The sequence below is a fragment of the Myxacorys chilensis genome, from assembly GCF_059505265.1.
Genome location: NZ_JCACKG010000031.1, coordinates 12,992 through 25,234, shown reverse-complemented (window position 1 = coordinate 25,234; position 12,243 = coordinate 12,992). Strand labels below are relative to the sequence as shown.

At 50.8% G+C, this 12,243-nt stretch carries 18 protein-coding genes and 1 tRNA gene; 6 read left to right on the top strand and 13 right to left on the bottom strand.

The genetic code is table 11. The annotated features are described in order from the left end of the window. Positions 1 to 152: 152 nt before the first annotated feature. Positions 153 to 371, bottom strand: coding sequence for a hypothetical protein (locus AC5JLB_RS01815; RefSeq protein WP_495872150.1), 219 nt, complete (start codon positions 369 to 371; stop codon positions 153 to 155). Between the two features lie 65 nt (positions 372 to 436). Here AC5JLB_RS01815 and AC5JLB_RS01810 point away from each other — a divergent pair. The 3 genes from AC5JLB_RS01810 (at position 437) to AC5JLB_RS01800 (ending at position 3,009) form a co-directional block, all read left to right on the top strand. Beyond that, positions 437 to 1,316, top strand: a protein-coding gene (locus tag AC5JLB_RS01810) for an IS5 family transposase (protein ID WP_495872149.1) whose coding sequence is annotated in 2 segments (ribosomal slippage) — positions 437 to 822 and positions 821 to 1,316 — 882 coding nt in all. Because the reading frame shifts where the segments join, the coding sequence is not laid out codon by codon here. 303 nt (positions 1,317 to 1,619) lie between these two features. Continuing rightward, positions 1,620 to 1,693, top strand: a tRNA-Pro gene (locus AC5JLB_RS01805). A 176-nt stretch (positions 1,694 to 1,869) separates the two neighbouring features. Beyond that, a complete protein-coding gene (locus AC5JLB_RS01800; RefSeq protein ID WP_495872148.1) occupies positions 1,870 to 3,009 on the top strand; it encodes a tyrosine-type recombinase/integrase in 1,140 nt (379 codons plus the stop codon). Here AC5JLB_RS01800 and AC5JLB_RS01795 read toward each other — a convergent pair. From AC5JLB_RS01795 to AC5JLB_RS01745, 11 genes are all read right to left on the bottom strand, one after another. Next, positions 3,006 to 3,281, bottom strand: coding sequence for a helix-turn-helix domain-containing protein (locus AC5JLB_RS01795; protein WP_495872147.1), 276 nt, complete (start codon positions 3,279 to 3,281; stop codon positions 3,006 to 3,008). The two genes, AC5JLB_RS01800 and AC5JLB_RS01795, sit on opposite strands and share 4 nt — an antisense overlap. Continuing rightward, positions 3,281 to 3,559, bottom strand: a complete 279-nt coding sequence (locus AC5JLB_RS01790) for a hypothetical protein (RefSeq protein WP_495872146.1) — start codon at positions 3,557 to 3,559, stop codon at positions 3,281 to 3,283. Before AC5JLB_RS01790 ends, AC5JLB_RS01795 begins: the two co-directional genes overlap by 1 nt. Beyond that, positions 3,549 to 4,172 (bottom strand): alpha-ketoglutarate-dependent dioxygenase AlkB family protein, encoded by a 624-nt coding sequence (locus tag AC5JLB_RS01785; RefSeq protein WP_495872145.1) that lies wholly within the window; start codon positions 4,170 to 4,172, stop codon positions 3,549 to 3,551. The genes AC5JLB_RS01790 and AC5JLB_RS01785 overlap by 11 nt, the downstream gene beginning before the upstream one ends. Further along, positions 4,169 to 4,396 (bottom strand): hypothetical protein, encoded by a 228-nt coding sequence (locus tag AC5JLB_RS01780; RefSeq protein WP_495872144.1) that lies wholly within the window; start codon positions 4,394 to 4,396, stop codon positions 4,169 to 4,171. Before AC5JLB_RS01780 ends, AC5JLB_RS01785 begins: the two co-directional genes overlap by 4 nt. Next, entirely contained in the window at positions 4,396 to 4,554 is a 159-nt protein-coding gene (locus tag AC5JLB_RS01775) for a hypothetical protein (RefSeq protein WP_495872143.1), read from the bottom strand. The genes AC5JLB_RS01780 and AC5JLB_RS01775 overlap by 1 nt, the downstream gene beginning before the upstream one ends. After that, the gene (locus tag AC5JLB_RS01770) at positions 4,541 to 4,921 is read right to left on the bottom strand and encodes a hypothetical protein (RefSeq protein WP_495872142.1); all 381 of its coding nucleotides are present in this window, start codon (positions 4,919 to 4,921) and stop codon (positions 4,541 to 4,543) included. The genes AC5JLB_RS01775 and AC5JLB_RS01770 overlap by 14 nt, the downstream gene beginning before the upstream one ends. Continuing rightward, entirely contained in the window at positions 4,918 to 7,992 is a 3,075-nt protein-coding gene (locus AC5JLB_RS01765) for a plasmid replication protein, CyRepA1 family (protein ID WP_495872141.1), read from the bottom strand. The genes AC5JLB_RS01770 and AC5JLB_RS01765 overlap by 4 nt, the downstream gene beginning before the upstream one ends. A 178-nt stretch (positions 7,993 to 8,170) precedes the next feature. Next, on the bottom strand, positions 8,171 to 8,425 hold the full coding sequence (locus tag AC5JLB_RS01760) for a DNA-binding protein (RefSeq protein WP_495872140.1): 255 nt from the start codon (positions 8,423 to 8,425) through the stop codon (positions 8,171 to 8,173). Next, on the bottom strand, positions 8,422 to 8,763 hold the full coding sequence (locus AC5JLB_RS01755) for a hypothetical protein (RefSeq protein WP_495872139.1): 342 nt from the start codon (positions 8,761 to 8,763) through the stop codon (positions 8,422 to 8,424). Before AC5JLB_RS01755 ends, AC5JLB_RS01760 begins: the two co-directional genes overlap by 4 nt. Next, positions 8,760 to 9,170 (bottom strand): hypothetical protein, encoded by a 411-nt coding sequence (locus AC5JLB_RS01750; RefSeq protein WP_495872138.1) that lies wholly within the window; start codon positions 9,168 to 9,170, stop codon positions 8,760 to 8,762. Before AC5JLB_RS01750 ends, AC5JLB_RS01755 begins: the two co-directional genes overlap by 4 nt. A gap of 381 nt (positions 9,171 to 9,551) precedes the next feature. Beyond that, on the bottom strand, positions 9,552 to 9,758 hold the full coding sequence (locus AC5JLB_RS01745; protein WP_495872137.1) for a helix-turn-helix domain-containing protein: 207 nt from the start codon (positions 9,756 to 9,758) through the stop codon (positions 9,552 to 9,554). Positions 9,759 to 10,022: 264 nt separating this feature from the next. Here AC5JLB_RS01745 and AC5JLB_RS01740 point away from each other — a divergent pair, with 264 nt between their 5' ends. Continuing rightward, complete coding sequence (locus AC5JLB_RS01740; protein WP_495872136.1) at positions 10,023 to 10,355, top strand: helix-turn-helix domain-containing protein; 333 nt, start codon at positions 10,023 to 10,025, stop codon at positions 10,353 to 10,355. On the opposite strand, the gene AC5JLB_RS01735 is transcribed toward AC5JLB_RS01740, so the two are convergent. After that, a complete protein-coding gene (locus AC5JLB_RS01735; protein ID WP_495872135.1) occupies positions 10,308 to 10,568 on the bottom strand; it encodes a hypothetical protein in 261 nt (86 codons plus the stop codon). The genes AC5JLB_RS01740 and AC5JLB_RS01735 overlap by 48 nt on opposite strands. A gap of 529 nt (positions 10,569 to 11,097) precedes the next feature. Here AC5JLB_RS01735 and AC5JLB_RS01730 point away from each other — a divergent pair. Next, positions 11,098 to 11,610 (top strand): helix-turn-helix domain-containing protein, encoded by a 513-nt coding sequence (locus AC5JLB_RS01730; RefSeq protein WP_495872134.1) that lies wholly within the window; start codon positions 11,098 to 11,100, stop codon positions 11,608 to 11,610. Positions 11,611 to 11,620: 10 nt separating this feature from the next. Further along, complete coding sequence (locus AC5JLB_RS01725) at positions 11,621 to 12,211, top strand: transposase (RefSeq protein ID WP_495872133.1); 591 nt, start codon at positions 11,621 to 11,623, stop codon at positions 12,209 to 12,211. Positions 12,212 to 12,243: the final 32 nt, after the last annotated feature.

The window sequence follows — 12,243 nt, the reverse complement described above, 5'->3', positions numbered from 1 at the left end:
TGGGATGGGCAATGCAATCGTCGATTGGGCCAATATGATTGTCGCTCAACACCTCTCCCCCGGTGCTGACCGTGGCAACATCAAGAATTATCTCTACACAAATTGCACGGGTAGTAGCTAAGGTCACGTTAATCTAGAAACTTGATTCTGCTTCATGTAGAAGTTTGACCAGCGTTTTCCTGCTCCTGCAGCTCTGCTAACTCTTCTTCCAGTCTCTCTTCCAGCAGATCCACAATCAAGTGAGGGTCAGTCGAGTGTCGCAACACCTCTGATTCAGGATCATGTCGGTCTTTCACATTCGGCAAGTCACGACGCAGTTCTTCCATCAACTCAATCAGTTTGGCAATCTTCTGCTCGGACAGTAGGTTCATTTGTAGACTAGACTTCTTGCAAAAGTCTAAAAAATCAGTACAAGTAGGTCAAGGAGGCAAAGCTAATGACCTACGAACAAGTCCAAGACCTCAAACCCGAAGCATTCAAACGACTATGCGGGGTGCGTCCGGAAACATTTAGCGAAATGGTAAGGGTGCTAGACGCAAAAGCGCAACAGAAGCGCAAATCAGGTAGAGCGTCGAAGTTGAGTATCGCGAACCAACTCCTGATGACGCTGCAATATTGGCGAGAATACCGCACCTACTTTCATATTGCTCAATCGTGGGGAGTGGATGAATCAACGGCCCATCGAACCATTCGGGCAGTCGAAACGGCGCTGATTGAGTCGGGACGGTTTGCGTTGCCTGGAAAGAAGAAACTCCATGCCGCCGACTCGGAGATCAAAGTGCTGGTCGTCGATGTGACGGAAACCCTTGTGGAACGTCCTAAAAAAACAGCGACAATTCTACTCCGGTAAGAAGAAGCGGCACACGCTCAAATCCCAAGTAGTGGTTGACCAAGTCACCGGAGCGATTATCTGTGCCGCTCATGCTAAGGGCAGAAGTCATGATTTTCGGGTCTTTAAGCAAAGCCGTCTACCGCTGCGTGCTGACATTCAACTGCTAGCTGACAAGGGCTACCAAGGCGTTCTCAAACTTCATGCAAACAGCCAGACCCCAAAAAAGAAGCCGAAACAGGCAACCTTGGACAAAGCTGACCGCGGCCACAACCGCACCTTAGCGCAACGACGAATCGTTGCCGAGCACGTCATTTGCGAAGCAAGTTCCCTTTTGGGTAACCGTCGCCTCAAAATCTGGCGCATCTTGTCAGAGCGATACCGGAATCGGCGAAAGCGATTTGGCTTACGCTTCAACTTGATGGCAGGACTGTACAACTACGAATTAGCACTCAAGAACAAATCGACTCTAGAAGTAGCTCCCTGACTTTTGCAAGAAGTCTCTTGCCTTTCGGTTTTAGTTTCATCGCTTGTGGCTCATCGGGTTGAGTTGATCTTCCCGCATGAACACCCGAAACGCTAGGTTTCCTGCTTACCCACTTTTAAGATTTAAGATGCGTTCGCCCTGATTCCTACGGCACTATGCCGTTTTTAATATGGTATTATAGGGTATGCCACCCAAGAGAGCACCGGAAAGTTGGTGCCTGAAATTGGTATTACCACTTTTCACCGCTCTTGAAAGTGGTATTCTGAATCTGGAACCTGCATAGGAATTACACAGAAAAGGCATCGGGGCGTAGCGCAGCTTGGTAGCGCACTACTTTGGGGTAGTAGGGGTCGCAGGTTCAAATCCTGTCGCTCCGATAGATAGAAACCCTCTCATAGAGAGGGTTTCTAAGTTTTAAAGGGGCATCTAACCACGACCACTATCGGTGCAAATCTGGAGCAATCTGGAGTGTTCTGGAACAATCTGTAGCAATTATTGGGGTGAAATTGGGGGACGATTAGGCTCGATTTCTCCCAACTGAGGTTAGATCCCAATGCCGAAGTCAGCGAAAGGAACGGTAACGGTACGAGTTGCAAAAGGACGCTTAACTCTGCGCTGGACGTGGAGCGAGGAGCTTGGAGGGAATGGAGAGCGATATGAAATGGCGATTGGGCTGCCTGACAATCTGACCAATCGAAAAGTGGCAGAACTCAAGGCAAAGCTGATCGAGCGAGACTTAGCCCATGACGGGTTTGATCCCACCTTGGAGAAATACCGTTCTAGTCTCCCAACCTCTCGTATTTCTATTGGGGAGATGTTTAAACGGTTTATTGAATATAAAAAACAATATGTATATAAAACCACTCTGATCAAATACAGAGGGTTATCAAATCATCTAGAAAAATTCTTCAAACAAAAAACTGCCGTCAGCCTTGGGGAGACTGAGGCAGTTGAGTTTAGAGATTGGCTGCTGAAATCAGAAAAGCTTCAGCCGATTACGGTGTTCGATAAGTTAACGCTGGTTTCTGCCTGCTGGGAGTGGGGCGTGAAGCGGAAGCTCGTAGCTTCCAACCCTTGGGGTGAAGTGGTTCGCACCTTCAAAGTGCCTCCCAAACAGAAGTCGAAACCGTTTTCTAAAGCAGAGGTCAGAGCGATCGTGCAAGGGTTTCGAGTCGATCCAGAGTACACCTACTACGCTGATTTTGTGGAGTTCTTTCTGAGTATCGGCTGCCGGACTGGGGAAGCGGTTGCGCTGCAGTGGAAGCATCTCTCGGATGACTGCTCAGCGATTTGGATCGGGGAATCGGTGACAGTTGACGGCGATCGCAAGGCGACTAAAACCAATGAATCACGAGATTTTATCCTCCCCGAGCGAGTACAGGAGCTGCTGAAGCGCCGCAAACCTCTCAATGCTAAACCGGATGATGCTGTGTTTCCGTCTCGTCGGGGTAAAACTATTAATCCTCGCAACTTTGCAAAGCGGGCGTGGAAAGAAGTGTTAGGCAAGGCCGGGATTGATTATCGCCGCCCCTACAATTCCCGTCACACCATAGCGTCGCTATCGATTTTCGAGTATGGCGAGAATCCTGCCAAAATCGCCCGCATGTTGGGACATGACCCGCGAACGCTATTTAGAAACTATCTGAGTGAGGTGGGCGATCGATCCTCGTTGCCGGATGTGTTGAGTGATTAGCTTGCCCTCCTCCGCTTGGATTGATTCGATTTCAGGGTCGCTTGATATGCCTCGATCGCGGCTAGATGCCCATTGGGATCATTGCGATGGGCAATCCAGTCTTCGAGCAGCTCTTTGTTGTAGAGAAATTGCCTACCCACCTGTTGGTAGTGAATCCCCTCAATCCATCCAGCCTCGCCGCTTAATCTCCAACCCCCAGCCGTTTTCCAGTGGATATTGAGCAGCTTGGCTACTTCATATTTGTTGATCCAAGTGTAATTTTGCGTTGCCATTAGCGTTTCTGGCTCCTCCGATACGTGTGGTTCTTCGATCGCGTCAAAAAAACCTCTTTGTGCAACTCTTCCAAAGCCTTTGTCACATCTGCCCATTTGAGGTTCATTTCCCTGGCAATTGTGGAGGCATAGCAGCCCCGATCGACTTTGCCAGCCTCCGAAGCTGAATTGTTCTCCTCGAAATATTCTTGGACCTGCCGCTTGACCGTCCAATCCGTGGGCGGATTCGGTTCCACCCGCTCGCCAATGATCTCGCCTGTAAATGGATTAGTGCTCATCGCTTCCTTTAACGTGCGGTCTAAATGTCCAGTTGATGCGCTCTCCCACGGGTTTAGCTGTTTTTGAAACTTGATGAACGTGAGTCGATTGACAGCCAGGACGCATGAAAATCAGCGACCCATGCTCTAGCTCAAAATGCTGTGTCTCGCCCCGGCTTCCCTTGGGCTTAATACTGAATCGGCGTGTGGCTCCAAGTGATATGGATGCGATCGCGGGCTTCTCACCCATCGTTGATTCTTTATCGGCGTGCCACCCAATGGAGTCCTTGCCATTGCGGTAACGGTTGCCGATGACAATGTGGTAACGACAGCCCGTGTGATTCTCAATCTTTTCTCTGAGCTGTTGCAAACAATCTGCCCAGGGCAGTGGCTGAAGCAAAACTGTTTTGCTGTAGAGGTAATCGCACCCTTCATCGCCGTAGATGGCTTCTAAGCGGGGCACGTCCATCCACTTACCCAACATGCGAATTTTGTTCTGCTGCCATTGCAGTTGTTGGCTCTGCTCAAACAATCGATCCGCTTCATTGCCAGATAGAAAGTTGGGATAAAACTCAACGGGCAAGGTTAGCGTTCTCTCGTCAATTAGCTCCAATTGCGTGCCTTGAAGTGTCATGGTTTGCCTCCCAAGTCTTCGATGACTGAGCGATATCGGCTGGCGTTGGGGCTAGATGCCAGCTTTGAAACAATGCGAGTGGCGTGATGTTTGATCGCCTTATGCCACAAATCTAATCCAGAGGGGCTGGTAGGTTGTGGAGCCGGAACGAACTCAAGTTGCGCTGTTCCCAGCACCCAGGCTTGCCCTTTAATTTCAATTTGAGCAATATCGGCGGTGATCATCAAGGAGACAATCCCAATCTGCCCGAGCAAGGTTTGGGCAGCTTCTCAACTCTCACAACTTTCACCCAGTCCCTAAGCTTGATGGAAGGAGCCGCCGAAACGGTTTGTTCGAGCGGCACAACGTGATCGAGCAATCCAATTTGTTCACCACTTGTCATTGTCCACCTCCACGATTTCACCACTGAACGCTTGAGCTAAGGATTGTGCCGCTGCCAGCCCATTCTCTTGAGGCAAGGCCACTCCCCACCGCCGCTTACCGCCAGACACGGCAAATCCGATGGGGATGCGATAGACCTTCAGGTGATGCCCGTTTGGGCTGAGATACATGGCTTGATCGGGCACCAGTTCGGGCGTCGCGGCTTGGCACTCGCAAAGCGGGAACGTAACCCCGCTGCCAGTTGCCCACGGATTCAGGAAATAGCTGTCCTTATTTCGAACTTTTTTGACCCCTTGAATGGTGAAGAGGGTGCCGGAGCGATGGAGTGCGACGGCGTTGGGTTTTACCCAATCTGGAAGGCTGTTCATGCGGCTACCTCCCCATGCACATCACCCTTACTATCTAGATATATAGAATTTGTGTGCACGGCGGACTCACTCCGACTTAGCGCGTCACGCTCTAGCCACTTGGCAAACACCTTTTCTCGTGCGTCTTTGGGCGATTCGTAGCTGTACACCCACTGCCGATTGCCCTTGCCCCTACCGCCTTCTTGACCCATGCGGCTTAAGGTCAGCCCTAGCTTGCCCACGAGCACCTTGAGCACCTTGATCGGGGTCATCTTGTCGCCGATCGTGGCGCTCAAAATTGGGTTGAGCTGCTTACGGTTCGAGATCGCGGCTTGTGCCAATTCGATCAAATCTCGATCGGTATTGCGGTATCCTTTCGCCGCTCGCTTGGGATGAAGCAGTTCCAGAACCTTGAGATACTTCAGGCAAGCGACCTGCAAGACCAGCACGCTGCGGTTGAGCGTCGGCTTCCAGAGCTGCCCATTTTGCAGCAAGCCCTCAAAGATGTTGCGGTCCCGATCCATCAAGAAGGGCTCGCCGACGGTCGCGAAGTAGTGCAATCGGATTTGGCTGAACCATTTATCCCGATCGCGCTCAATCAGAGGTTTATCGATTGGAATTAGATATTTCTTTTGCAGCTCGTGTTTGCGCTCCGTGAACCAGTCTTCAGGAGACTTCTCTTTCTTACGGCTCAACTCCTCAGCCTTGCTGTCGGTGATGTCGTCCGCATTGACGATCGATTCATCCTCTAAGTCCGTCTTTGCATCCCGCGCTTTAGTCAGCGCTTCATAGAGTTCCGCGTCATCGAGGCACTGATAGCCCCATTCGATCACGTGCCCTTCTTGCTCCAATCCCTGAAGAATGTTGGTTCTGTAACGGCGAGAATCAAAATTATGAATCACCGCAATCTTGCCCCACGTATTGAACGCGGTGTCGTTATGAGAGAAACCCTCATCCGCGCTGAAGCTCTCCGTCGTGGCGAGAATTCGCTTCACGGCCTGCTCGGTTAGCACCTCCTCATTGTGCAGCAGCGTGTAGAGCGACGTTTCCCCGCGAGCAATTTTTCTGACGCCGTTTGATTTTGCCCACACATGCCGCTCCACAGGTTCTCTCACTCGGGACAGCGCTTGACGAGCACAATCCGAGTCACCTACGCCCCAAAAGCAGCCCCAGACGCTCTTGAAGTGCCCACGGATATCGATTGAGACTCCGGTCCCGATCGTCGGGCTGGCCAGCACAATATCGTAGTCCGCAATAATCTTGTTGATATCTGCTACGCAGCGGTAGGCGGGATGCTTGGGGTCAGCAACGGTATAGGCATCAATTCGCAGAATCTTCTTATCTGGGAATTGAGCCTGTAAAACCGTTTCGAGGTTTGTTGTGGACCAAGTGGAGGACGATTTTTGAGACTCGGTGAAGATGAATCCGGGACCATCCTCTAACTTGTTAAACAAACTGCTGAGCCATGCCTTCGGCGTGGTTTGGTCGTATTCGTAGACCGTCCATGCCTGCTCATCGTTCGGCTTCCAATGGTTTTCGACAATCCACGGCGCAATGGAGGTTTCAGCCATGCCGCGAATGAAATTGATGCTGAGGTCGCACAGATCGGCATCGAGACCAATGATTTTGCCGTGGTCGGACTCCAAAATATTTTTGATCAGCTTCTGGAATTCTTTCAGGATGGGCGTGCGGTAACGGCTTACCTCTGTTGAGGCGAACAGTAAATGCTTAATAAACTGTTCAACTTCATCTAGGACGAGAATGACATTGCCGTCGCTGTACCAGTTGTCAGCATCAAATCTCATCCCTGAGTTTGGATGCATCGAATCCACGCACATCCCACACCCAAACAGCCGTCCTTCTTGCATATCTCGTGCTTCAGAGGCAAAGGGCAGGGCGAGCTTTTCGGGGTGGCAGGTGGCTTGTCCAAGCTGGACACGGTGGGTCAGGACCAGGATCGGAACCGGAACGTCGCGGTCTTGTGCCTTGCCTTGAACTTTCTTTAATAGCGTCGATTTACCCGTATTCTTGGGCGACCGTACGAATACAAGCTTCTCGCCGTCGGGAATATCAATATCGCTGACATAGCGCTGATCCAGTGGCATCGCGACCGGAAAGCTGAGACCGGAGTAGTGGCGGATTCGATCCTCTTCTAGGGTGCGAGCGCTGGCAAACACCGGCTCTAATGCCGCCGCCCCTTGCGCTACGACAAAATCATCGACGCCCTTCTGAGGACCAGGGAGACGGCAAATTTTCGGCTCACACCGATAGTTCTGAATCAGGTGCCAATAGATTTTGTCGATCTGCTTATTGACGGTGCGGCGAGTTTTGAGCTTCTGATCGTAGTCGAAGCAAATCAGCCATTCTCGCCCTTCGGTTGCAAAGGGTTGGAAGCAGGGACGTAGAAGCGGTTTGAGCAACCGAACCTTGCGTTCATCATTTTCCTGAACTACCGTACCGACACCACTACACCCGATCGCGGCATAGCCCAAACTGAGCAAACATCCGGCTTTCTTGGCTCCTTCAGTAAGTGTGACCGGAACATTCTTGACTCTGACCCATTCCCAAAAGCCGATGGCTTCGCCGCGCTCTGAAATGGGGATGTTGGTCGGCATGGCGATGCGGTAACGCTCTGCAACGTTAAGCCAGATGTGAAGCGGCACTCGTAGATAATGCGCTCCTAATGGCACTCGCTTCGGAGCATCATACTTAACGAACTCTCCCGGTTTTTCGTCGCTAAATCGTGGGAAATCACCCTTAAATTGCCCCCACGCCATCGGCTCCCAGTTCTTGAGCGGATCTAGTCCACTGCACCACCAGCCGCCTTTCGTTAGGAGTTCATACTTTCTAAAATCGCGGCCTGTTTCTGCGGTGACATACTGGCTGGCATGTCCGCCCCGCTTCTCCATTGAGTCACCCAGCAGCAGCTCGTAAACGGTTTCACCAACAAAACTTTCAATGTTAAGCGCAACGATGTCCGCCTCTACTCCACTGCCAATGACCCATTCATCTCTGTGCTTGGTTTCGATATGCTCAGTGTTGTATCGTGAATTTGAATTTTGTTGTTGTTTTAGGGGGGCAGGTAAGTTCATTTGCTGCCCCCACTTTTTTGGCTCAAACTCACGTTCTGACACTCCTTACACCACTCTTGAAGTCGAGGCGACTCTTGCATGTAAAACAAAATTGAGGCTCCTTTGAATTGCTTCCTACAGAGGGAGCACCGGCGCTTGTGAGAGCTGACGCGATGCTGAGGGGATTGCAGCGTTAAGCTCATGCCGTCACCTCCGGCTGGTTCGCTGCCTGACGTGTCAGGAAGTATTCTTTCGTTGCTCTGGGGAAATCCCCAAAGTAGTATTCAGGCGTTCCCGCGTAGGGTCGAACTCTCCACCCCTGCTGCTGTGCCAGCTTCTCAATCTCTGCGGCTGTTTGGGGCATTCCTGGAAGTTTTGCCAGTTCTGTTGCTGCAAAGAAGTGTTTGCCAGTCCAGTCGCCGATCGTGGTTTGTCGTGGGTTTCGAGTGCTCACGATCGCACCTCCTGATTCTTCTCAAGCCAGTTCACATAAGCAGTCAGCAGCGCGATCGCAGCCTCTTTGCCTAGACTAAGGATCGGCGCACCAACTACATCTGGATGCAACAGGACAACTTTCCACCCGTCGAGACTGTTTTCAAGTTGCATCCGCGAGCCGCGAGATGAGATCGCAGCTTGCACGGCATGTTGCAGGAGGGCTAGATAATCGCTAAAGGTGGGGTGTGGCGGAATGTAGTGATACCTGCCGTCATCCAGCAGTCTGTAGTCATTCCCGTCACGGCAGCAGCGACTGGGTTCGAGTGCTGCCCATTTTTGAAGTAATTCCTGAATCATGCTGCTACTGCCTCCATCACTTGTGCAAATTCAGACGCTGGGAACCACGCACCCACCTCCAAACTGGTTTCGTAGTGAGGAGTTTTATTGATGAGCCGCGATCGCAGGATCATCACCCGATCGCCTTCGGTGGTGGCGACCCAATGACCGCGCCAAACATTCTCTTGCTGAGCTTGGAGCTGCAAACATTGGATCGAAGAGAACTCTTCATCAGGAAAAGCTTCGCTAAACTGGCCGATCGCCGCGCCTGGGCTTGAAGCAAAGCAGATTAGAAACTGGTCGATCGCCGTGCCAGGATCTGAGGCAGAGCAGGCGAGCGAACTTTGATTCGAGCCGCGCACTTCGTAGGGCAGCAACGGCTGGGTGAATTTGGTATGGGGGAAGAAGTCGTTTGAAGAAAATTTCATAAAGTTGGATACTCCGTAGGGTCGTGATACGGGGACGGAACATTGGGCAGGGGAAGCGTTGAGGCGTTTTGCAGAGTCGAAAGCGAAGCGATAGGTTCACTTTTTCCTACCTGTTTCGGTAGATTCGCCACTTGTTGGATTAAGCACTTCATGCTCTCGCATAGACATGAAGCACATTCATCGGTAAAATAAAGGCACACAAAAGCCTGCGGGACGCTTGCAATTCATTGAATTGAGCGCCTTTTGGTTTGAGCTATTCACCACGAGAGCCAGATGGCTGTTAGCGGTTTGTTGAAACAACTTAGTGTCCAGCTAAAGAGTTTCGGTTTTGGAAATTAGAAGAAACTAGGATTCAACATGTGAAAGTCGCTTAGTGTCCAGCTAAGCGGCTTCTTTGCTGTTGGGGCAAAGCTTCTGAGCAGCTTGCGCTTCTTGCTCTGCTTTCCATTGCCTTATCCATCGATAGACAGTATTTCGCCCAACTTGCATGTCTAGTGCGCGTAGAATCTGCGGCGCGTTCATTTTTTCGGTCTGGTGTAGTTCGATCGCCCTCTCATAAAGGGGCCGACAAGCTATTGAGCGAGGCATAGGTTTAGTGATGCTAAGTGGTACGCACGATCATTATGCACGAAATGACCATCTAATGATCATTTTTGACAAGTATCTAATAATCATTTTTGACAAATATGTAGACATTGAAATGGCAAAAACACGTACATTGAAATGCTTAATGTTGTTTTTGGCGCTTTGACGGTAATGTGTTCGTAGAGATTTCTAAGCCCTCTTAGAGCTTAGAATTACGTGAATGGACCTAGAGATCTCGAACCTCTCTTAGCACTTAAAACCACGTGAATGGACCTGCGCCAAAGAAGACTCATTAAACTTTTAGAACAGATGCGGGGCGACTTGTCGCAGCGCCAGTTCGCTCGCAAGGTTCAAATTAACGTCGGAAGCCTTCAGCAGTACATGATTGGCGATCACTTCCCCCGACTTGAAAACCTGGAGAAAATCGCGATCGCCAATCGCTGGACCCGTGAGGAATTAGAAGCTTATCTTGACGATCGTCAAATCGCCGGACCAGGGCGACCTCTCAACGACATCCTTCAAGACGTTCGTCGCTTGTCGTCGAAGGAGGCTCTAGAGGTGATCCGAGTCGCTTCTGAGGTGATCGAGTCCGAGCTCTAATGCTTTCGCCTGCTCAGTAGCAGATTCCAAGGTTCTGGCTAGTTCTTGCCACTTCGAAGTCTTGTCTGAGGTCTCAGGGTTCTGAGCCTTAAAATCGGCTAATTCTGCTAAGCGATCTAAAACTTCTGACAGTTGGTACTCTTCGACGAGCACAGCGATCGCTTGCTTGAGGGTGAGACGACTGAGGCTTGTCTGAGATAGGTGATCTGACATTTTCAAGATTGATTGTTAGTGGGGCTTTACTAAATTCGACTAAACAGGCGGTGCCTATCTAAAGGTGGTCTAAAACGTCTCTTGTATTCCGTATTACTGTGCTTGCACCCTGAGCTTTTCTATACATCTTAAGCGTGCGCAGCATAGTACAAGGGTATGTCTTCGGGCAGAAATGATTCAAGCAAAATAAAACCGATCGAGGGGACGAACGCGACATGAATTCCGCGCCAGTTGAAGCTCTTGATTCTGTTGGCTGCAACTTCTTGAGTCTTAATCGTCACAGGTTGAAGTCTCCCAGTTTTAGGAAAGGTTAATCGAAAGGAGGTGCGCTTTCAGCGATCGCTTGATTGAAGCCAAAAATTTTAGCTTTTGTTTTTAAAACCAAACCAGCAGCAGAAATTCTGCTCGGAGGCGGCAATGTGGGGCATCCTAGTGCAGTAAAGCGAAAATAATCCTTCAGTTTTGTAAACTTGGCACAAAGTTTGTGTAAGGTCAGACTGTTGATCCCCAGATCGAAGGTGACTTTGCCATGCCAACGCCAAAAGCGAGTGTGATTGTTTTAAGCACAGCACAACGAGAATGCCTAGAACAACTGGCTCGGCAGACGACGAACCCCTACCGAATGGTACGGCGGGCCCAGATTATCCTGGCAGCAGCCCAAGGCAAAACGAACAGCGAGATCACTCAACACTTGCAATTGGATCGCGCCCAAGTTCGGATGTGGCGACAGCGATGGTTGAATAGCCAAGACCGACTTGTCCATGCGGAAGCGAACGAGGCAGAGAACGGCCTTCGAGCGGTTGTTTTAGATCTGTTCCGGGATGAGGCGCGACCTGGGACACCGAGCCAATTTAGCCTTGAGCAAGTGGTGCAGATTGTGGCACTGGCGTGTGAAGACCCGCAGCAGAGTGGGCGACCCATTAGTGAGTGGAGTGTGCGAGAACTCGCGGATGAAGCAGTCAGGCGGGGCATTGTCGAGAGCATTTCCCCGCGCAGTGTGGAGCGTTTTTTAAAGCGAGGCCAGTTTACAACCGCACCGTAACCGCTACTGGTTGAATGCTTGTCCAGAGGATACAGACGCCTTCGAGCAACAAGTTAAAACCGTGTGCGAGTTGTATCAGTCAGCCTCAGCACTCAACGACCAGAACATCCGGGTCGTGAGCACCGATGAGATGACCGGGATTCAAGCATTAGAACGGGCGGCTCCCACTCAGCCGATGCGTCCTGCTCAGGTGCAACGACAAGAGTTTGAATACATCCGACATGGAACCTTGAGCTTGATTGCCAACTGGCAGATCGCCCAAGGAGGCATTGGACTCGCATCGCTCGGTGCAACCCGCACAGAATTTGACTTCGCGAATCACGTTGCCCGTACCATCGAAACCGCACCCGACGACGGTTGGATTTTTGTGCTAGATCAACTTAATACCCATCAATCGGTTTCTTGGGTGCGCTTGGTCGCGGCTTGCTGTGAAATCCCACTTGACTTGGGCATCAAGGGCAAGTCTGGCATTCTCAAATCGATGGCATCGCGAGCCGCCTTCCTCAGCGATCCAACTCACCGCATTCGATTTGTTTATGTTCCAAAGCATACCTCTTGGCTGAATCAAATTGAATGTTGGTTTAACGTGAGTTCGGGATAAGAAATCGCTAGAACCCATAGTTTCTCGTACCT

What these genes read in the sequence shown, in the direction of transcription:
- AC5JLB_RS01815 (WP_495872150.1), bottom strand. Translation starts at nt 371, where the DNA reads ATGAACCTACTGTCCGAGCAGAAGATTGCCAAACTGATTGAGTTGATG.
- AC5JLB_RS01800 (WP_495872148.1), top strand. Translation starts at nt 1,870, where the DNA reads ATGCCGAAGTCAGCGAAAGGAACGGTAACGGTACGAGTTGCAAAAGGA.
- AC5JLB_RS01795 (WP_495872147.1), bottom strand. Translation starts at nt 3,281, where the DNA reads ATGGCAACGCAAAATTACACTTGGATCAACAAATATGAAGTAGCCAAG.
- AC5JLB_RS01790 (WP_495872146.1), bottom strand. Translation starts at nt 3,559, where the DNA reads ATGAGCACTAATCCATTTACAGGCGAGATCATTGGCGAGCGGGTGGAA.
- AC5JLB_RS01785 (WP_495872145.1), bottom strand. Translation starts at nt 4,172, where the DNA reads ATGACACTTCAAGGCACGCAATTGGAGCTAATTGACGAGAGAACGCTA.
- AC5JLB_RS01780 (WP_495872144.1), bottom strand. Translation starts at nt 4,396, where the DNA reads ATGATCACCGCCGATATTGCTCAAATTGAAATTAAAGGGCAAGCCTGG.
- AC5JLB_RS01775 (WP_495872143.1), bottom strand. Translation starts at nt 4,554, where the DNA reads ATGACAAGTGGTGAACAAATTGGATTGCTCGATCACGTTGTGCCGCTC.
- AC5JLB_RS01770 (WP_495872142.1), bottom strand. Translation starts at nt 4,921, where the DNA reads ATGAACAGCCTTCCAGATTGGGTAAAACCCAACGCCGTCGCACTCCAT.
- AC5JLB_RS01765 (WP_495872141.1), bottom strand. Translation starts at nt 7,992, where the DNA reads ATGAACTTACCTGCCCCCCTAAAACAACAACAAAATTCAAATTCACGA.
- AC5JLB_RS01755 (WP_495872139.1), bottom strand. Translation starts at nt 8,763, where the DNA reads ATGATTCAGGAATTACTTCAAAAATGGGCAGCACTCGAACCCAGTCGC.
- AC5JLB_RS01750 (WP_495872138.1), bottom strand. Translation starts at nt 9,170, where the DNA reads ATGAAATTTTCTTCAAACGACTTCTTCCCCCATACCAAATTCACCCAG.
- AC5JLB_RS01745 (WP_495872137.1), bottom strand. Translation starts at nt 9,758, where the DNA reads ATGCCTCGCTCAATAGCTTGTCGGCCCCTTTATGAGAGGGCGATCGAA.
- AC5JLB_RS01740 (WP_495872136.1), top strand. Translation starts at nt 10,023, where the DNA reads ATGGACCTGCGCCAAAGAAGACTCATTAAACTTTTAGAACAGATGCGG.
- AC5JLB_RS01735 (WP_495872135.1), bottom strand. Translation starts at nt 10,568, where the DNA reads ATGTCAGATCACCTATCTCAGACAAGCCTCAGTCGTCTCACCCTCAAG.
- AC5JLB_RS01730 (WP_495872134.1), top strand. Translation starts at nt 11,098, where the DNA reads ATGCCAACGCCAAAAGCGAGTGTGATTGTTTTAAGCACAGCACAACGA.